Annotated in this window: 13 protein-coding genes; all 13 read right to left on the bottom strand. The window is 72.9% G+C overall.

Annotated features, from left to right (window positions below; genetic code table 11):
• Positions 1 to 82 precede the first annotated feature (82 nt).
• A complete protein-coding gene (locus AB0H12_RS39560; protein ID WP_499630202.1) occupies positions 83 to 1,492 on the bottom strand; it encodes an alkaline phosphatase family protein in 1,410 nt (469 codons plus the stop codon).
• Positions 1,489 to 2,595 (bottom strand): metabolite traffic protein EboE, encoded by a 1,107-nt coding sequence (gene eboE, locus AB0H12_RS39555; RefSeq protein ID WP_499630209.1) that lies wholly within the window; start codon positions 2,593 to 2,595, stop codon positions 1,489 to 1,491. The genes AB0H12_RS39560 and eboE overlap by 4 nt, the downstream gene beginning before the upstream one ends.
• The gene (locus AB0H12_RS39550) at positions 2,595 to 3,452 is read right to left on the bottom strand and encodes a TatD family hydrolase (protein WP_499630200.1); all 858 of its coding nucleotides are present in this window, start codon (positions 3,450 to 3,452) and stop codon (positions 2,595 to 2,597) included. The genes eboE and AB0H12_RS39550 overlap by 1 nt, the downstream gene beginning before the upstream one ends.
• The gene (locus AB0H12_RS39545; protein ID WP_499630198.1) at positions 3,452 to 4,921 is read right to left on the bottom strand and encodes an EboA domain-containing protein; all 1,470 of its coding nucleotides are present in this window, start codon (positions 4,919 to 4,921) and stop codon (positions 3,452 to 3,454) included. Before AB0H12_RS39545 ends, AB0H12_RS39550 begins: the two co-directional genes overlap by 1 nt.
• Positions 4,918 to 5,772: an SCO3242 family prenyltransferase gene (locus AB0H12_RS39540; protein ID WP_499630196.1), complete on the bottom strand. Its 855-nt coding sequence runs from the start codon at positions 5,770 to 5,772 to the stop codon at positions 4,918 to 4,920. The genes AB0H12_RS39545 and AB0H12_RS39540 overlap by 4 nt, the downstream gene beginning before the upstream one ends.
• A complete protein-coding gene (locus AB0H12_RS39535; protein WP_499630194.1) occupies positions 5,769 to 6,926 on the bottom strand; it encodes an inositol-3-phosphate synthase in 1,158 nt (385 codons plus the stop codon). The genes AB0H12_RS39540 and AB0H12_RS39535 overlap by 4 nt, the downstream gene beginning before the upstream one ends.
• Before the next feature lie 148 nt (positions 6,927 to 7,074).
• The gene (locus AB0H12_RS39530; RefSeq protein ID WP_499630192.1) at positions 7,075 to 11,895 is read right to left on the bottom strand and encodes a ThuA domain-containing protein; all 4,821 of its coding nucleotides are present in this window, start codon (positions 11,893 to 11,895) and stop codon (positions 7,075 to 7,077) included.
• 64 nt (positions 11,896 to 11,959) lie between these two features.
• On the bottom strand, positions 11,960 to 12,820 hold the full coding sequence (locus AB0H12_RS39525) for a sugar phosphate isomerase/epimerase family protein (protein ID WP_499630190.1): 861 nt from the start codon (positions 12,818 to 12,820) through the stop codon (positions 11,960 to 11,962).
• Between the two features lie 26 nt (positions 12,821 to 12,846).
• Positions 12,847 to 14,028, bottom strand: a complete 1,182-nt coding sequence (locus AB0H12_RS39520) for a substrate-binding domain-containing protein (RefSeq protein WP_499630188.1) — start codon at positions 14,026 to 14,028, stop codon at positions 12,847 to 12,849.
• Positions 14,029 to 14,051: 23 nt separating this feature from the next.
• Positions 14,052 to 15,059: an ABC transporter permease gene (locus tag AB0H12_RS39515; RefSeq protein WP_499630186.1), complete on the bottom strand. Its 1,008-nt coding sequence runs from the start codon at positions 15,057 to 15,059 to the stop codon at positions 14,052 to 14,054.
• Positions 15,056 to 15,940, bottom strand: coding sequence for an ABC transporter permease (locus AB0H12_RS39510; protein WP_499630207.1), 885 nt, complete (start codon positions 15,938 to 15,940; stop codon positions 15,056 to 15,058). Before AB0H12_RS39510 ends, AB0H12_RS39515 begins: the two co-directional genes overlap by 4 nt.
• 125 nt (positions 15,941 to 16,065) lie before the next feature.
• The gene (locus tag AB0H12_RS39505) at positions 16,066 to 17,568 is read right to left on the bottom strand and encodes a sugar ABC transporter ATP-binding protein (RefSeq protein ID WP_499630184.1); all 1,503 of its coding nucleotides are present in this window, start codon (positions 17,566 to 17,568) and stop codon (positions 16,066 to 16,068) included.
• Positions 17,565 to 18,725 (bottom strand): Gfo/Idh/MocA family oxidoreductase, encoded by a 1,161-nt coding sequence (locus tag AB0H12_RS39500; RefSeq protein ID WP_499630182.1) that lies wholly within the window; start codon positions 18,723 to 18,725, stop codon positions 17,565 to 17,567. The genes AB0H12_RS39505 and AB0H12_RS39500 overlap by 4 nt, the downstream gene beginning before the upstream one ends.
• Positions 18,726 to 18,816: the final 91 nt, after the last annotated feature.

Genomic DNA, 18,816 nt, shown 5'->3' with positions numbered 1-18,816 from the left:
TTTTTCTGTTTTTTACTGTGGTTTGCTCCCCCCTCGCGCCCGCCCGCGCCCCCCCCCCCCCGGGGGGGGCCCGACGGTCGGCTCAGCGGTCGGCGCCCCTCGCGGGTGCGGACAGGCCTTGCAGGTCGAGCAGCAGGTCGCGGACGTCGGTGGCGGCGATCCGGCCGGTGCGCTCGACCGCGTCCGGCGCGGCGGGGTCGGAGCACAGCAGCACCGGGCCGTCCTCGGCGCGGTCGGGGAGCCTGCCGTGCGTGCCCCGCACGCACGACGGGTCGAGCGGCACCACGTTCATCGCGTAGCGGAGGCCGAGCTTCTTGCGCGCCAGGTTGAGGCCGGCCTTGGCCTTGACGAGCGGGTCGCGCGGGTCGAAGAACAGCTCCGCCGGGTCGTAGCCCGGTTTGCGGTGGATCTCCACGCCACGCGCGAAGTCCGGCGCGCGGTCGTCGTCGGTCCAGTAGTAGTAGGTGAACCAGGCGTCCGGCTCCGCCACCGCGACCAGCTCGCCCGACCGTTCGTGGTCGAGGTGGACGCCGGCCTGCCCCTCGCGGTCGAGCACGGTGTCCACGCCGGGCAACTCCGCCAGCACCGCTCGGGCCCGGGGCACGTCGGCCGGGTCGGCGACGTAGACGTGGGCGATCTGGTGATCGGCCACCGCGAAGGCCCGTGACGCCCACGGGTCCAGCAGTTCCATCCCGGCCTGGGTGTAGACCTCCAGCAACCCGGCCCGGCGCAACGCCCGGTTGACGTCGACGGGCCTGCGCGCCGCCGTGAGGCCGTACTCCGACAGCGCCACGACGGTCGCGCCGGCCGCTTCGGCGTCGGCGAGCAGCGGGGCGAGCGCGGTGTCCACGTCGGCCGCCGCGCGTGCGGCCTCCGGGCCGGCAGGTCCGAACCGCTGGAGGTCGTAGTCCAGGTGGGGCACGTAGACGAGCAGCAGGTCCGGGCGTTGCGCCGCCAGCACCCGCCGGGCCGCGCCGACGATCCACTCGCTGGACTTCAGGGTCGCGGTCGGTCCCCAGTACTGGAACAGCGGGAACTCGCCCAGTTCGCCGACCAGCTCGTCGTGCAGCGCGGGCGGGCGGACGTAGGCGTCGGGCGACTTGCGGCCGTCGGCGTGGTAGATCGGCCGCGGGGTGACGGTGATGTCCGTCGACGCGCCCATGGCGTACCACCAGCAGATGTTCGCGGCGGTGTAGCCGGGTTGGACGCGACGGGCGGTCTCCCACAGCTTCTCGCCCTGGACGAGCCGGTTGTGCTGGCGCCACAGGTGGACCTCGCCGAGGTCGCGGAAGTACCAGCCGTTGCCGACGATGCCGTGCTCGGCCGGGGTGAGCCCGGTCAGCAGCGTGGACTGGGCGCTGCACGTCACGGCGGGCAGCACCGTGCCCAGCTCGGCCTGCCAGCCCCGCCGGCCGAGGCGGGCGAGGTTGGGCATGTGGGGCAGCAACGCCGGCGTCATGCCGACGACGTCGATGACCACCAACGGTTTCATGCGGTGCCTCCGTCTCCGAGGTGGTCCGCCGCCCAGCGCAGTTCGGCGGCGATACCGGCGGCCAGGTCGTCGCCCGCGCCGGGCAGGACGGTCCACGTGTAGGTCTCGACCTCGACGTGCGGCATCGCCTCCGCGGTCGACCGGACCGCCTCGACCGCCGTCAGCAGCACGTCCGTGGTGGAGGTGAGCGGCGCCGCGGGCCGGTCGTGCAGCGGCACGTGGAAGTGCACCCGCCACGGGTGCGCGGCGGGCAGGTCGGTCAGCGCCTCGGGCAGGTCGTCGGCCGCGAGCACGCCGGTGGGCGCGTTCTCCCGCACCTGGTGCAGGTACCGCGGCTCGACGAACGCGGCGATGGCCCGCCTGCCCTCCTCCGTGCCCGGTTCGGCGACCTCCAGCGCCGCCGACGCCTGCACCTTGACCACCGACAGCCCCGTCTCGCGGACCCCCTTGACCGCCTCGACCGGGTCGGCGAAGGACACGGCCAGGTGGCAGGTGTCCAGGCAGATCCCGACGTGGTCGTGGTCGACGCGGTCGGCCAGCCACGCGACGGCGTCGGCGACGGTGTCGAGCACGCAGCCCGGCTCCGGCTCGACGGCCAGCCTGATCGGCCTGCCGTGCCGGACCGCTTCGGCGCGCAGGAAGCGGGCGACGGCGTCGAACGCGGCCTGGGCGCGCACGTCGTCGTCGCCTGCCCACGGCTCGCGCCAGCCCAGCGGCAACGTCGAGATGCTGCCGTAGGACGCGGAATCGGGCAGCAGGTCGGCGAGCACGGTCGCGCACGCGAGCGTGTACGAGGTGCGTCGCGGGTCGGTCCACGTCGGGTGGTAGACGGAGTGCTTGACGACCTCGTGGTGGAACCCGCCGTACGGGAACGCGTTGAGGGTGCTCACCTCCAGTCCCCTGGCCCGCAGGTCGGCCGCCAGGCGCCGCCGGGCCGCCCCGTCCTCCGCGAGGCCGCGCGCGACCGGCTCGGCCAGCCACAGCCCCAGCGCGAGGGTGTCGACGCCGAGCGCCTCCCGCACCCCGACGGCGTAGCGGTCCAGCTGGGCGACGACGCCGGCCAGGTCCTCGGCCGGGTGGACGTTGGTGCAGTACGCCGGGATCACGAGCCACCCCGCAGGATCGAGTTGCCCGCGAACGTCGGCGACGCGGCCGGCTCGTCCGGCTCGTCGAGCGCCAGCCGCCCGCTCTGCCCGTAGAACTCGATCGGGTTGCGCCACAGCACCTTGTCGACCTCGGCCTCGTCGAACCCGGCGGCCAGCATCGCCAACCCGGTCTTCTGCGTCTTGAGCGGGTCGGACCGGCCCCAGTCGGCGGCGGAGTTCACCAGGACCCGGTCCGTGCCGTACTCGCCCAGCAACGCCACCATCCTGGCCTCGTCCATCTTCGTGTCCGGGTAGATCGAGAAGCCCATCCAGCACCCTGACTCGGCCACCGCGCGCACCGTCATCTCGTTCAGGTGGTCCACGAGCACCCGTTCCGGGGGCAGGCCCGATTCGCGGACGAGGTCGAGCGTGCGCGCCGTGCCGGCGGCCTTGTCCCGGTGGGGCGTGTGCACCAGCGCCGGGAGGTCGTGCCGCACCGCGAGCTCCAGCTGTCGCGCGAACGCCTCGTCCTCCTCCGGGGTCATCGAGTCGTAGCCGATCTCGCCGACCGCGACCACGCCGTCCTTGGCGAGGTAGCGCGGCAGCACGTCGAGCACGGCGGTGCAGCGCGGGTCGTTGGCCTCCTTGGGGTTCAGCGCGATGGCGCAGTGGTGCCGGATGCCGAACTGCGCCGCCCGGAACCTCTCCCAGCCGATCAGGGCGTCGAAGTAGTCGGTGAACGAGCCGACGTTCGTGCGCGGTTGCCCCAGCCAGAACGCGGGCTCGACCACCGCCCGCACGCCGGCCGCGTGCATCGCCTCGTAGTCGTCCGTCGTCCGTGAGGTCATGTGGATGTGCGGGTCGAAGATGCGCATCAGGTCTCGCTCCTCAGCAGTTCGAGCGCGTCGTCGGGCACGGTGCGGCCGGCGGCCCGCCGTTCGTCGGCGAACGCGGCGACCATGCGCCGCAGTTCGGCGTCCGCGCGCCGGTCCAGCCCGGCCACGGCGGCGAGGGGTATGTCCAGGAACAGGCACTTGAGCACGCCGTGCCGCCACGAGTGCGCGTCGAGGTGATCGGCCGCGAACGGCCCGAGCGCCGCGGCGACGAGCCTGGTGTCGTTGGTGCGCAACGCGTCCTTGACGAGTTCGAGACCGGCCGCGGGCGCCTTGTCCCCGACGGGGCCGAGCCCCCGCAGGACGCCGCGGCGTTCGGCGTCGTCGCCGAAGCGGTAGAGCGAGACCAGCTCGGCCGCCAGCTCCTCCGGAGCCGTCGCCGACGCGAGCGCGGTCAGCAGCCGGGTGCGGGCCGCGTCGTCGACGGTCCCGTGCACCACGCCGAGCGGGTCGGCCTCGCCCCGCAATGCCTGCCTGCCGACGGCCCGGCCGACCGCGGGGAAGATCGACCGGATCGACGTGGGATCGGCCCGCACCGCGCGCTCGGCCTCCACCAGCCACGGGTCCGGTTCGGGCGACGCCCCGCCCAGCGCGCTCCCGGCCACCGACCGCGGGTCCGGCTTGGGCGACGCCTCGCGCAGGGCGCTCATGGCCCGGCGCGCCACGTCCGGCGCGGCGTGGCTGTGACGGGGCAGCTCGACACCGGCCAGCCCGGTGTAGCCGATCTCGTCCAGCGCGGCGAGGGTGGCGGCGAGGTCCAGGTCGCCCTCCCCGAACTCCAGGTGCTCGTGCACGCCCGGCAGCATGTCGTCCAGCTGCACGTTGAGCAGGAGGTCGCCCGCGCGGCGGACGCACGCGGCGGCGTCCTCGGGTTCGACCGCGACGCAGTGCCCCACGTCGAGGGTGATCCCGAGCAGGGCGGGCGAACCGAGGTCGGCGCGCAGCCGCAGCGCCTGGTCGAGCCGTTCGACCAGCATCCCGGGTTCGGGTTCCAGCGCGAGGGGCACGCCGTGCCGCGCCGCGCCGTCCAGCACCGCCGTGACGCCCGACCGCATCCGCCGCCACGCCTCGTCGTCGTCCACGTCCGGTGGCACGACGCCGGACCAGAACGACACGCAGTCGGCGCCGAGGTCGGCCGCGATCTCCAGCGCGCGCAGCAGGAAGTCCACCCGGACCTCCTGCCCGTCGCTCACGAGCGTCGGGTGGTGCTTGCGCTTCCGGTCGAGCAGGAAGCGCGCGCCGGTCTCCACCACGACGCCGAGCCCGAGCCGGTCCAGCCGCGCGGCCACCTTCTTGACCTGCTGCGGGAGGTCGGGCGCGAACGGGTCGAGGTGGTGGTGGTCGAGCGTGAGCGCCACCCCGGTGTAGCCGAGGTCGGCGATCACCGCGAGCGCGTCGTCCAGCCGGTGGTTGGCGAACCCGTTGGTGCCGTAGCCGAGGTGGAACGTCATGTCGGCCCCACCTTCCGGCCCAGCTTGCGGGCCAGCGGCAGCACGAGGGCGAGACCGGCGGCGACGGCAGGCGACCCGCCGCGCGCCACGAGGGCGCATTGCAGCGGCACCATGCCGTGGATGCCGTTCTTCGTGGCCGACCTGACCACGCCCGCACCGGGGTCCCGCACCGCCGCCAGCTGCGCGCGGCCCACCGTGACCGCGTACGTGGCCACGCCGGCGAGCGCGCCCAGCCGGTGCCGCCACGTCCGCCCCGGCCGGGCGATCGTCGCCACCGCCGTCGCCACCGTGCCGCCGAGCACGGCCTTCGCCGCGCCGGAGGACGCGCCCCGCACCTCGCCGCGCGACAACGCCGTCACGCCGAGCGTGTGCCCGGCCATGACGGCGGCGGCGGGCAGGGCGCTCACCGCCCGTTCCCGGCCCGCGCCCAGCACCACGTCCAGCCCTCGGCACGCGGCCATCGCCAGCGGTCCGGCCGCCGTGTCCTTCAGCACCGTGTCGTAGGACCACACCGCCACCGCCAGCGGCGCCGCGACCGCCAGGGCGTCACGCCCGCCGGCCAGCGCGGCGAGGCCGAGCCCGGTCGCGCTCAGGCCCACCGCGAAGGTCAGCGCGGCCCGAGGGCTGATCCGGCCCGACGGGATCGGCCGCTCCGGGCGTTCCACCGCGTCGAGCTCGCGGTCGGCCCAGTCGTTGAGCGCCATCCCGGACCAGTACAACGCCACCGACGACAGCGGCAGCAACAAGCGTCTGCCCCGCAACGGCACGCCGGCCGCCGCCGCGCCGGCCAGGGTGTCACCGAGCACGGTCAGCGCGGCCGGCGCGCGGACCAGCTCCGCGTACGCCCTCACGCGAGCTCACCCGCCCACCGGTACAGCTCACGGGTCTGCTCCGCGAACCGGTGCTCGTCGCTGCCCAGCGGGTCCTTGAAGAAGAACCCGAGCGCCCCCAGCGCGCCCACCTCGCCGGCCGCGTGCGCCGCCGCCACCAGCCGGGTCAGGTCCAGCACGAGCGGCGCGGCCAGCGAGGAGTCCAGCCCGGTCCAGGTCAGGTGCAGGGACATGCGCACGCCGAGGAACCCCTCGAACGACACGTGGTCCCACGCGGTCTTCTGCTCGCCCAGGTCGGGCACGTTGTCGATGTGCAGCGGCGCGGTGACGTCCTCGCCGAGCAACGCCGCCAGGCCGCGCGCCTTCGACTCCAGCTTGCTGCCCGCGTGCGCCGGGTCCTCCAGGGTCGCGCCGTCGCCGCCGCCGAGCAGGTTCGTGCCCGCCCACGACCGCACCCGCAACGCGCGCGCGGTGAACATCGGCGCGAGCACCGTCCGCAGCAACGTCTCCCCCGTCTTGCCGTCACGCCCCGCGTACGGCAGCCGTTCCCGGTGGGCCAGCTGGTCCAGCGCGGGCAGCGCGATGCCGGTGGACGGGGTGAAGTCCACGAACGGGCAGCCCGCGCGCAACGCCGCGTACGCCGCCACCGAACTGGGCGGCAGCACCGCGCGCGCCGGGTCGGCCAGCGCTTCTTCCAACAACCCCAGGTCGCCGTGCTCAGGCGTGGCGGGCACGGGCGGTTCGGTCGAGGACACGTTGACCACGACGACCCGGGCCAGGCCGTGCCGCGCCTGGAAGTCGGTGATGTCGGCGGCGAGCCGGCGCGCCGCCTCGGCCTGGCTGCCCCGGTGCGTCACCGGGTGGTAGCCGGGTCGGACCTCGGCGTCGGCCGCGTGCAGGCCGTCCGCGATCGCGCCGAGCAGGCGGTGCGGCAGCACACCGCTGTCCACGAGCTGCTCGGCGCGCTTGACCAGGGGTGTGTCGACGACGTCGTGCCCGCCGACGACCAGGTCGTGCCAGCCCGGCAGCGGGACGCCTGCCAGCTCTGGCCGTTCGGTCACGCAGCCGGTCGGCGGTGCCAGTCCGGCGCGCAGCGCCAGCAGCCCGCCCATCGCCGTCGTCGCGACCGATCCGCGTGCCCCGATCAGCCACAGCCCGGTGGGTTCGTCCGTCATTGGCCACCCTCCTTCGCCCGCTCACTCGAACATCCGGTCACCGACCGGTGCCGGGACGCGAACGTCCCGGCACCGGTCGGGTGGGGGCGGTCCGGCAACCGCCCCCACGCGCTGGTGGCCGGAGCACGGTGGCGCCGGCCATCGCCCGTCAGCTACCGCCCGACTGCCTCCGCAGCGCCGCGATCACCACCTCGGCGTCGGCGACGAGCAGGTCGCGCACGACCCGATCGGTCACCTTGCGGGAGACCGCGTCGCGGAAACCCTCCAGCTCCTCGATCGCCTTGGCGGGCTTGCCGTCGAACAGCAACCGCCGGGCGTCGTCCAGGTCGCGGTCCAGCCCTCGCGCGACGGACGACGTGATGCGCCGCTCCGCCGAGAACCGGTCGACCATGGCCTGCAGGTCGGGCAACGAGGTCGTGACGGTGAACGACACCACCACGTCCCGCTTGTTGCCCGCTTTGTCGGTCGCGGTCAGCGCCAGGGTGTGCGCGCCGAGCGCGAGCGCGTGCATCGGGATGGTCGTGCCGGACGCCACCGGACGGCCGTCGAGCGTGGCGGTGACCGATCCGACCCCGGACGTGGCGTCCTCGCCCTGCCAGGTGACCACCTCGTCCTCGGCGTGCCCGTAGCTCACGCCGTCGTGCAGCCCGGTGAGCTTCACGGTCGGCGCGCTCGCGTCGACCTTGACCGCCACCGAACCGGGTTCGGACCGGTTGCCCCGCACGTCGGTCGCCCGGTACTGCACCGCGTGGGCGCCGTCGCCGGCCACGGGGAACGGTGCGGTGTAGGGCTTCCAGTCGCCACCGCCGATCCGGTACTCGGTGCTCGCCACGCCGGAACCGGCGTCCACCGCGGCGATCGCCACGGTCGGCGCCGTGGTCCACCAGCCGTCCGCGCCGTTGGGCTCGGCCGGGTTCACGGTGGCCGTGACCTCGGGGGCGGTGGTGTCCACACCGGACACCCGGAACCAGTCGAAGTCGACCGTCACCGGGCCCATGGTCTGCGACGGGCCGATCGCCATCAGGCCGAACTTCGCGTTCGGCACGTCGTTCGTGACCGGGGCGCCCATTGACGTCCACGTGGTGCCGCCGTCGCTGATCTCGCCGCTGTAGGTGTTGCCCACCTTCTTCAGCCGCAGGTGCCACCACCCGCTCTCCGGCGTGCCGATGGTGGTGCCCCGGTTGCCGCCGTCGCCGAACGAGCCGTTGTTCTCGGAGACGAGCTCCGCGCCCAACGTGACGGCCTGGCCCGGCGCGTTGCGCGCGACGACGTCGAACTTCACGTAATCGTCGTCGTTGGCGTACACCATGAAGCCGGCGAGCTGCCACTGCTCGACCACCGGCGCGGCCAACCTCGTCTCCACCGTCCAGTCACCCGTGGGCGCGTTCTGCAGGACGAAGTTGCGCGGGTCGTCGTTGTCGCCGCCGTTGATGTCGCCGGGCAGCGTGTCGATGCTCAGCAGACCGTCACCCACCCGCATCGAGTCCAGGTCCGGCCGCTGGACCGCGTTCCAGCGGCACCCGTCGAGCCGGTCGCCGTCGAACTCGTCGCTCGGCGCGACGGCCGGGTTCGGCGTGTCGCAGGTGATGGGCGGCATCGGCGGGTCCCGCACGAGCACGGGCGTGGACACCTTCTTGGTCCGCCCGGCCGCGTCGGTGACCGTCACGGACGCGTAGTACGTGCCGTCCTCGGCGTAGGTGTGCTCGACCGCGGCGCCCGAGGCCGACGTGCCGTCACCGAGGTCCCACGAGTAGGTGAACGGCGCGTCGCCCTCCGCGTCGGTCGCCGTCGCGGTGAGCTTGGTGGTGAACGGCGCGGCGCCGGTCGCCGGGTCCGCCGTGACGGTCACGTGCGGCGCGGCGTTGACCGAGACGCCCTTGCCGATGAACGTGAACGAGTCGAGCGTGAACTGGTTGGCCGGGCCGCGGAACACCGCGACCAGCTTCACCGTGCCGCCGGGGTCGGTGACCGGCACGTCGGGCGCGGTCGCGTACCGGCCGATGCCGCCGGTCTCGGGCACCGTGATGGTGGCGAGGAGGTCACCGGTCGGCGAACCCGCGCGCAGTTCGATCGACCCGCCCGCGCTCGCGGACGCCACCCGCGCGGTGACGCGGTCGATGCGGTGCAGGTTCACCGGGTCGAAGGCGATCCAGTCGCCGTCGCCGACGTCCGCGACCCGCTTGCCCGATTCGGCGGCCGGGTCGGAGGAGACCAGGACGCCCGCGGACTCCTGGTGGAACTCGGCCTGCTTGTGCTTGGGCTGGATCACCGCGAGGTCGCGGCCGACCAGCGGCGGCAGCGCGCCGGCGCCGCGGTCGGTGTAGGAGGCGTCGACGGAGTAGAAGATGTCCGCGTCGGCGTGGCCCTCGTCCACCAGCGTGGTGAACTTGCCCTCGCACGCGTTGATCTGGTCGATCGGGTGCGCGTGCGCCTCGTGGCCGAGCGCGGGCTGGAGGACCGCCCTGGCGCAGTCCGGTCGGCCGTCCTCCGGGTCGGTGATGTCGAGGTCGAACGCGACCTCGTCGCCGAAGTCGAAGAACCCGCCGTCGACCGGGGACGTCATGGTCACCGACGGCGCGGTGTTGCCGACCGTCACCTGGACGTTGGTCACGCCGCTCTTGCCCGACGGGTCGGTCACGGTGAGCTGCGCGTTGTAGACGCCGTTGGCGGTGTAGGTGTGGGTGGGTTCGGCCTCGGTGGAGGTGCCGCCGTCGCCGAACGTCCACGCGTAGGTCAGCGCGGCGCCTTCGGGGTCGGACGACTGCGTGGCGGAGAACTTCACCGGCAGCGGCGCCTGGCCCGAGGACGGGGCCGCCGTCGCCTTCGCGGTCGGCCGCCGGTTGCCCTGCGTGTAGTCGATCCGGTAGACGCCGGAGTCCGGGTTGTCGCGGCCGTAGCCACCGCCCCACTCCACGACGTACATCGCACCGTCCGGACCGAACTTCATGTCCATCGGCGCCAGGGGCGCGGCGCTCTTGAACCACTCGTTGATCTTGAGCAGGCCGCCCTGGTCGTCCTGCGAGAACGTCCAGAACTTGTTGCGCGCCCAGTCGTAGAAGAACGGCTTGCCGTCGTAGTACTCGGGGAACTTCACGTCCGACACCAGGTTCGGGTCGAACTCGTAGCGCGGCCCGGCCATCGGGGCCTCGCCACCGGTGCCCATCTCGGGGAACTCGTCGCCCTCGGCACCGTTGCCGTACCAGACGTCGGCGGCCCTGGCCGCCGGCAACGCGGTCAGGCCGGTGTTGTTCGGCGAGTCGTTGACCGGGTTGGCGCAGTCGAACTTCGCCTTGGAGGTGTTCGTGGCGAAGTCGTAGTCGTTGAACGGGGTGTTGTTGCCGACGCAGTACGGCCAGCCGTAGTTGCCGGGCTCCTTGATGACGTTCCACTCGACGATGCCGCCGGGTCCGCGCGTCGGGTTGTCCCCGCCCGCGTCCGGGCCGTAGTCGGCCATGTGGAGCGTGCCGTCGGAGGCGACGTTGAAGCGGAACGGGTTGCGGAAGCCCATGGCGTAGATCTCGGGCCGGGTCTTCTCCGTCCCCGGCGCGAACATGTTGCCCTCGGGGATGGTGTACGTGCCGTCCGGCTCCGGGTGGATGCGCAGGATCTTGCCCCGCAGGTCGTTGGTGTTCGCCGCGGTCTTCTGCGCGTCGAACAGGTCGTGACCGGGCCGTTCGTCGATCGGCGCGTACCCGCTGGACTGGAACGGGTTGGTGTCGTCGCCGACACCGACGTACAGGTTGCCGTTGGGTCCGAACTCCAGGTACCCGCCGGTGTGGCCGGGCTCCTCCCGGCGCGACGCGGGCACCTCCAGCAGCACCTTCTCGCTGTCGGGGAGGATCACGTTGCCCTGGGCGGTGAACCGGGACAGCCGGTTGACCTCGGCGGTGCCCGCCGGGGAGTAGTACGCGTAGAGGTGGTTGCTGGTGGCGAAGTCCGGCGCGAGCGCCAAGGACACCAGACCGTCCTCGCCGCCGCTGTAGACGGGCAGGGACAACGCGGTGGACGTCGCGTCGGAGACCGGGTCGTGCACGCGGATCTGACCGAGCAGCTCGGTGTAGAACACGCGGCCGTCCGGCGCGACGTCCAGCGTCGTCGGCGCGTGGGTGCCGTCGTCGAGCGTCACCTTCTCGAAGTTGGCGTCGACGGTGGCGCCGCAGTCCGCGGGCACGACGCCGGCGGCGGTGCGGATGCCGCCCAGCACGTGCGCGACGAAGTTCGGCTCGGTGTAGTCGGCGGCGTTGTGGCCCATGCCGGTCGCCCAGACCCGGCCGCCCTCGGCGTCACGGCACCAGCTGATCGGGTGGTCGTGGCCCATGGCCTCGGAGCCCGGGTCGTAGGTCTTCTCGTCGACCTCGACCAGCGGGTGCACCTTGCCCCGCATGCCGGGCTTGAAGTTGTACCACTCCTCGGCCTTCTGCCAGCGGTCCGGCAGGTGCCTGGTCGACTCGTGCACCTCGTCGACCTGGTAGGAGGTGGCGGTGAGGCCGTTGGCGGAGTGCGCGGTCATGTGCGCGCCGCCGTTGACGAAGTCGTCCCACCAGGGGAACGACGACTCGATGTTCATGTCCGTCGCGTTGTGGACGGCGACGATGCCGCCCCCGTCGTTGACGAACTTCTTGACCGCGGCGCGCTGGGCGTCGGTGTCCCAGACCATGCCGCCGTTCTGGAGCATGATGACGACGTCGAACCCGGCCAGGTTCGCGTCGGTGAACTGGTTGGCGTCCTCGCTGTGCACCACCTCGAAGTGGTGGTCCGCGGCGAGCTTCTCGACCATCGCCACACCGGCCGGGATCGAGTCGTGCCGGTAGGCGCCCGCGGCGGTCTTGGTGAACAGCAGGGCTCGGAACTCGGCCGGCGCGTCGTGGCCGGGGTGTGCCGCGGCGGTCGCCGGCAGCGATCCGGCCACGACGAGGAATGCCAGCACTAGGACGAACACGGTGCGCAAGCGGAATACAGGGGTTCTCACGATCCTCCACACGCTTTCTGTTCCGCCCGGCGTGCCGGCGCCGGTGAGTGGTGACTGACGCCGGTCAGCTGGAGCCGATCACCTCCCTGAGGAACTTCAGCCCGCCGACGGCGAGTGCGTCCTGCGTCGGGGCGAGCGGGCGCCAGATGGACGCGGCGGTCGCGATGCTCGCGTTGTCGCCGGTGAACGACTCGATGCACAGCGGCCCGGGGTAGCCGGCCTCGGCCAGCGCGGCGACGACGTCCGGCCAGTCGAGGTGGTCGTCGCCGGGTGTGCCGCGGTCGTTGCCGCACACCTGGACGTGCGCGATCCGACCGGCGGCCGACCGGATCGCGTCACCGACGTGCTTCTCCTCGATGTTCTGGTGGTAGACGTCGACCGCCACGCCGCACCCGTCGACCGGCAGCCCCTCCAGCGCCTCCAAGGTCTGCGCGACCGTGTTGAGCAGGCTGGTCTCGTAGCGGTTGAGCGGTTCGACCGCGACCCGCACGCCCGCCGCGCGAGCGTGCTCCACCACCGGCGCCAGGTTGTCGCGCAACTCGGCGATCCGGTCGCGCCGCTCCCGCTCCGACATCCGCCACGTGCGGCCGACCGACGCGTAGGCCGGGCCCGCGACGACCGGCGAACCGACCCGCACCGCGACGTCCACGACCCGCCGCAGGTAGTCCTGCGTCGCCGTGACGGTGGCGGGCTCCGCCGCGACCAGTTCCCGGCCCGGCGGCATCACCAGGCACACGGTCGCGGCGAGCCCGTGGTCGGCCAGCACCCGCGCGGCGTGCGCCGGGTCCCAGTCGCCGACCTCCTCCACCGGGAGCTCGAGCACGTCGAACCCCCAGCCGGCCGCCCTCGTGGCCAGCTCGGCGAGCGTCACGTCGCGCAGCGGCGACGTCCAAACCCACGTGCTCACACCGATCGCGTGCACCATTCCTCCGTCCGGGCCGGGCTCCGAGGTCACTTCCAGGGCGCGGGGTAGCCGGCCATCGACTCGCACCCGCACATCGCGTAGTGCAGCGGCGGCATGTCCTGCTTCAGGAAGCTCTGGAGGGTGTCCTGGGTGACCTTCGGCTGCGGCAGCACCCACTCCTTCGGCACCTGCTGACCGTTGAGGACCTTCAACGCGGCGATGACCGGGGTGCGCCACTGGTAGGTCGGGTAGGTCGGCGCCACGGCGGTCATCTTCTCGTCGGCCCACATGCGCAGGAAGTCCTGCTGGTCCTCGCCGACGAACGCCGGGATCGGCACGCCCGCGTCCTGGAACGCCTCCACCGCGGCCACGGCGGTCGCGCCCGCGTCCATCCACACGCCGTCGATCTGGCCCTCGCGCTGGATGTAGTCGTTGACCACGCTCTTGGTCTTGGCCGCGTCACCGTCGGTGAACTCCACGCCGACGACCTTCAGCTCGCTGTCCGAGAAGATCTCGTCGGCCGCGGCCCACCGCTGCTCCAGCACGTCGACGCCGGGCAGGATCCGCAGGGCGAGGATCTTGCCGCCCGGCTTCACCTTCTCCTTCAGGAACTCCGCGCCGTCCGCGCCGAACGCGAACCCGCCGATCGGGTGGATGAACGTGACGGGGCACGTGGAGTTGACGCCGCGGTCGAACACGATCACCGGCACGTTGGTCCTGCACGCCGCTTCGATGGCCGGCGTCAGGGTCGCCGTCGTGTTCGGCGACACGATCAGCGCGCTGCACCCCTGCGAGGCGAACGACTGGATGTCGCTGATCTGCTTGTCGTCCTTGGCCTCGGCGTCGAGCACGGTGAACTTGGTGATCTCCGGGTGCAGCTTCACCTCCTCCTTCATCGTCTTGAAGCCGACCTGCCGCCACGGGTTGTTGACCGCCGCGTTGGAGAAGCACAGGTGGTAGTCGCCGCCCGGCTTGGCGAACTTCGCCGTGTCGACCAGCTCGGGCGAGATCATCTGCTCCCACGGCTTGTCGGCCGGCCCTTCGGCGGCGGTCGACCGGAACTTCAACTGGCGCTCGTACGTCGCCTGGTCGAAGAACTCCGACTTCGCGCCGGCGTCCTTCGACGCGCCCGTCGTGCCGGGCGTGCCGGTGTCGGCGGGCAGGTCGCTGCTGCAGCCGGCCACGGCCAGCAGGCCCGCGACGGCCACGACGGACCACTTCCTGTTCATCGGATCTCCTTGTGCGGCGGTGACTAGCGGCGGGCAGGCTCGGGCGTGGCCGCGCGGTGGCGGAACCGGAGCCGCGGGGTGACGCCGAGGGCGGCGTAGGCGACGGCGGCGATGATGATCACGCCCTGCACGGCGGACTCCAGGGCGCCGGCGACGCCGAGCAGGTTGAGCAGCGAGAAGAGGGCTTCGAGGGTGAGCGCGCCGGCCGCCGCGGCGACGACGGAACCCCGTCCGCCGCCGAGCAGGACGCCGCCGAGCACCACAGCGGTGATGGCGCGGAACTCCAGTCCCTCGCCGACCTGCGCCGACACGCCCGCGAACCCGCCGAGCAGGATCGCGGCCAGCGCCGCGAGCAGACCGGACAGCGCGAACGCCAGCACCTTCAGGCGATCCACCCGACCGCCGGCCAGCCGCACGGCGTTCTCGTTGTCCCCCACCGCGACCAGCGTGCGGCCGGTGCCGCTGCGCATGAACAGCACGGCGGCGACGAGGACGGCCAGCAGGATCACCACCGACCACGGCAGGTGGCCGAGCACCGGCAGGTCGACGCCACCGCGACCGAACACGCGGAACGACGGTGACAGCGCGCCGCGCGGTGCGCCGCCGGTCCACAGGAACACCGCGCCGTCGAGGATGAGCAGCATCCCGAGGGTCACGATGAACGACGGCACCAGCAGCTTGGTCGTGACCAGCCCGTTGACCAGGCCGACCAGCAGGCCGAAGCCGAGCAGCAGCACGATCACCCAGCCGGTCGCCGACTCCTGGCCGTCGATCAGCCGGGCCGCGATCACCACCTCGGCGGTGACCAGCGAGCCCACCGACAGGTCGAACCCGCCGGAGACGATGACGAAGTACTGGCCGATGGCCAGGAGCACCAGCGGCGCGGCGCGCTTGAGCAGCGCCAGGTACCCGGCCGGTTCGGAGTAGGCGGGACCGGCGAAGGCCAGCGCCACCAGCAGCACGGCGAGCACCACCAGCACGGGCGCGGTGCCGTCCGCCAGCCGCGGACGCCACGTGGTCGGCGCGCTCACGCGGACCTCCTGGAGAGCTTGCGGCGCGCGTAGAGCGCCACCGCGACGATGAGGACGATGCCGCGCACGACGTCCTTGAAGAACGGGTCGACGGCGAGGTCGTCGAAGATGGTGTCGAGGGTGGCCAGGATGAGGACGCCGCCGATCGTGCCGACGACACCGCCGCGACCGCCCGCGAGGGCCGCGCCGCCGAGCACGACGGCCGCGATGGACTCCAGGTCGTACCCGGCGTCCGTGCCGACGTACGGCGCGCCGGACCCGAGCCGACTGGCCAGGAACACCCCGGCGAGACCGGCGGCGACCGCGCACAGCACGTGGGCGATGACGATCGTGCGGCCGGTGCGCACACCGGACAGCCGGGCGACGTCCACGTCACCGCCGACCGCGTAGGTGTGGTAACCGGCGCGGGTGCGCTTGAGGTACCACCACGCCGCCGCGGCGACGAGGAGCATCAGCAGCACGCCGATCGGGACCGGGCCGATGCGGTCGAACCCGAGGTGCTGGAACGCGCGCGGCACGCTGCCCGCCGGTCCGGTGTAGTTCTGCTCCAGGTAGCCGCGCAGGACGAGCGCCACGCCGAGGGTCGCGATGAACGCGTTGACCTTGAGGACCGTGACGACCAGCCCGTTGACCAGGCCGACCACGGCGGCGACGCCGAGCGCCAGGAGCACTCCCGGCACCACCATGCCGTCACTGCCCGCCATCGTCTCCGCCGCCACGAGCGAGCACAGCCCGACCAGGTAGGCCACGGACAGGTCCAGCGAGCCGGTGATGATCACGATGGTCTGACCGACCGCGACCAGCCCGAGCACGGTGCTGCGGGTCAGGATGTTGAGGATGCCGCCCTGGTCGAGCAGCACGCCGCCGTTCAGGCCGACCAGGACGCTGCCGACGACGAGCAGCACCACCAGCGCCAGGTAGACGGTGACGGTCGGCGTGAAGCTGAACCGCCGCGCCCCACCGCGACGGGCCGCGCCCGCGAGCTTGACCTTCTCCTGCACGACGCTCACGCCACTTCTCCCATACCGTGCCCCGTGGCGAGGCCCATGACGGCTTCCTCACCGGCGCCCGCGGGCAGCTCGCCCGCGATCGCGCCCTCGTGGACGACCAGGACCCGATCGCTCATGCCGATCAGCTCGGGCAGTTCGGAGGAGATCATCAGGATCGCGACCCCGTTGCGGGCGAGGTCGCGAAGCAGCCGGTGCACCGCCTGCTTCGCGCCGACGTCGATGCCGCGCGTGGGTTCGTCCACGAGGAGCACGCGCGGTCCGACGGCGAGCCACTTGGCCAGCACGACCTTCTGCTGGTTGCCGCCGGACAGGTAGCGCACCTCCTGGTGCTCGCCCCGTCCCACGACCGCGACCGACTTCAACAGCTCGCCGAGGTCGGACTTGCGCCGCCGGGCGCCGCCTGCCAGCGCCGCCCGGCGGACGAGCAGCGCGTTGTCCCGGATGGACTGGCGCAGCGCCAGCCCCTCGCCCTTGCGGTCCTCGGTGACGTAGCCGATGCCCAGCCGCACGGCGGCACGCGGGTCGGTGATCCGCCGCGCGACGCCGTCGACCTCGAGCGTGCCGGTGGTGAACGGCTCGACGCCCCAGATCGCCCGCGCGATCGCGGACCGCCCGGAGCCCTGGAGCCCCGCGATGCCCACGATCTCGCCCGCCCGCAGCTCGAACGTCACGCCGCGGACCCGGTCGTTGCCCGCGCCGCGCAGGGCCAGCCGCACGTCGCCGAGGTCCTCCGGGGTCGCGCGATCGGGGTAGAGCGCGTCGAGGGACCGCCCGACCATGTGGCGCACGAGCTGGTCGGAGGTCAGCTCGGCGGTGAGGGCGGAGGTGACGAACGCGCCGTCCTTGAGCACGGTGATCCGCTTGCTCAGGTCGAACACCTCGCGCATGCGGTGCGAGACGTAGAGGATCGCGATGCCCCTGGTGCGCAACCGGTCGACCAGGCCGTACAGCAGCTCCACCTCGTGGTCGGCCAACGCGGCGGTCGGCTCGTCCATCGCCAGCACCTTGGCGTCGGTGGACAGCGCTTTCACGATCTCGACGACCTGCTTCTGCGCGACCGACAGCCGGTTGACCGTCTCGGCCGGGTCGACCCCGTCCTCGCCGAGCCAGTCCAGCAGCCCCTCGGTGTCCGACTCCATCTTCCGGCGGTCCACCTGGCCCCGGCGGACCGGCTCGCGGCCGAGGTAGACGTTCTCCGCGACGGTGCGGTGCTCCAGCAGGTTGAACTCCTGGTGGATGATCGCGATGCCCGCCTCCTGGGCGTCCCGAGGCGTGGCGAACACGACCGGCTCGCCGTTGACCTCCAGCCGGCCGGAGTCCGGCCGGTGCACGCCCGCGAGGACCTTCAGCAGCGTCGACTTGCCCGCGCCGTTCTCGCCCATGAGCGCGTGCACCTCGCCCGCGCGCAGTTCCAGGTCGACGCCGCGCAGCACGGGCACGCCGAGGAAGCTCTTGGTGATCCCGGTGAGCCGGACGACGACGTCACCGCCGGCGGTCATCGGTCCGCCTCGCTGCCGTCGTCGGCTCCCCCGACGGTCGTCCACGCGCCGGCGGACGCGGCGGAGGCCAGGACCGCCTCGGTGATCCGGACGGCCCGCAGGCCGTCGGCGAAGGTCGGCAGGCCATCGGGCCGGTCCTCGCCGAGCACGGCGCGGTAGGTGTCGGCGACGAAGGCGTCGAAGCAGTCCTGGTAGCCCTGCGCGTGACCGGCGGGCAGGCGCGCGTACCGGGCCGCCGCGGGCGACAGGGTCTCCGGGTCGCGCAGCAGCACCTGGTTGCCGTCCCGCTTGCCGACCCACAGCCGCTCCGGGTCCTCCTGGTCGAACGCGAAGCTGGACTCGGTGCCGGAGACCTCCAGGTGCAGCCGGTTCTTCCGGCCGGCCGCGACCTGCGAGACCACCAGCGTGCCGAGGACGCCGGACCCGGTGGCGAACTGGACGACCGCGGCGTCCTCGGTCGGCGTGGCCGACGGCCGCGGTCGCGCCTGGACGGTCGCCGTCTGCGCGGACAGCCGCTGGATCCGGTCGCCGGTGACGAACTCGACCAGGTCGCACCAGTGCGAGCCGATGTCGGCGAACGCCCGGGACGGGCCGCCGACCGCCGGGTCGACCCGCCAGTCGTCGTCGCTCGGCCGGGACAGCCAGTCCTGCAGGTAGCCGCCGCTGACCGTGGACACCACGCCCGCCTGACCGGCCGCCAACCTGGCCCGCAGCTCGCGCACCATCGGGTGGAACCGGTACACGAACGGCACCGTCGCCACCCGGCCCGCGGCCACCGCCGCGTCGGCCAGGCCGGCGGCTTGGGCGACGCCGACGGCCAGCGGCTTCTCGCAGATCACGTGCGCGCCCGCAGCGAGCGCGGCGTCCACCGCCTCCGCGTGCCGGGCGTTGGGCGTGCACACGTGCACCACGTCGGCCCCCGCCTCGTCGAGCAGCGAGGCCAGGTCGGGGTAGCCGCGGTCCGCGCCGACCGCCCGCGCCGCCCGGTCGGCGCCTCCCGGAGTGCTCGCCACCGCGGCGACCACCGCGGCCCCGGCCCGTCGGGCCGCTTCGGCGTGCACGCGGCCCATGAACCCGGCGCCCACCACGGCGACCCTCGGCGTCCGCGGCTCGGCACGACCGGCGGTGGCCGGCTGAGTTAGGTGGGTCACAGTCATGTGGCGAACCGTAAGATCGGTAATGGCGGATGTCAACCAAAAGTCGGACATGTTTCGACGGTTGACGCCGTATGACCGTGACCTCTGCTTC

This window comes from Actinosynnema sp. NPDC023794 (assembly GCF_040639675.1).
Taxonomy (GTDB): domain Bacteria; phylum Actinomycetota; class Actinomycetes; order Mycobacteriales; family Pseudonocardiaceae; genus Actinosynnema; species Actinosynnema luteola.
Note: the sequence above shows the minus strand (reverse complement) of the source record. Positions and strands in the feature narration are given on the sequence as shown.

Excerpts from the sequence above, each read along its gene's own strand:
- AB0H12_RS39560 (WP_499630202.1), bottom strand. The coding sequence starts at position 1,492 with ATGAAACCGTTGGTGGTCATCGACGTCGTCGGCATGACGCCGGCGTTG.
- AB0H12_RS39545 (WP_499630198.1), bottom strand. The coding sequence starts at position 4,921 with ATGACGTTCCACCTCGGCTACGGCACCAACGGGTTCGCCAACCACCGG.
- AB0H12_RS39500 (WP_499630182.1), bottom strand. The coding sequence starts at position 18,725 with ATGACTGTGACCCACCTAACTCAGCCGGCCACCGCCGGTCGTGCCGAG.
- AB0H12_RS39505 (WP_499630184.1), bottom strand. The coding sequence starts at position 17,568 with ATGACCGCCGGCGGTGACGTCGTCGTCCGGCTCACCGGGATCACCAAG.
- AB0H12_RS39520 (WP_499630188.1), bottom strand. The coding sequence starts at position 14,028 with ATGAACAGGAAGTGGTCCGTCGTGGCCGTCGCGGGCCTGCTGGCCGTG.
- AB0H12_RS39550 (WP_499630200.1), bottom strand. The coding sequence starts at position 3,452 with ATGCGCATCTTCGACCCGCACATCCACATGACCTCACGGACGACGGAC.
- AB0H12_RS39525 (WP_499630190.1), bottom strand. The coding sequence starts at position 12,820 with ATGGTGCACGCGATCGGTGTGAGCACGTGGGTTTGGACGTCGCCGCTG.
- AB0H12_RS39535 (WP_499630194.1), bottom strand. The coding sequence starts at position 6,926 with ATGACGGACGAACCCACCGGGCTGTGGCTGATCGGGGCACGCGGATCG.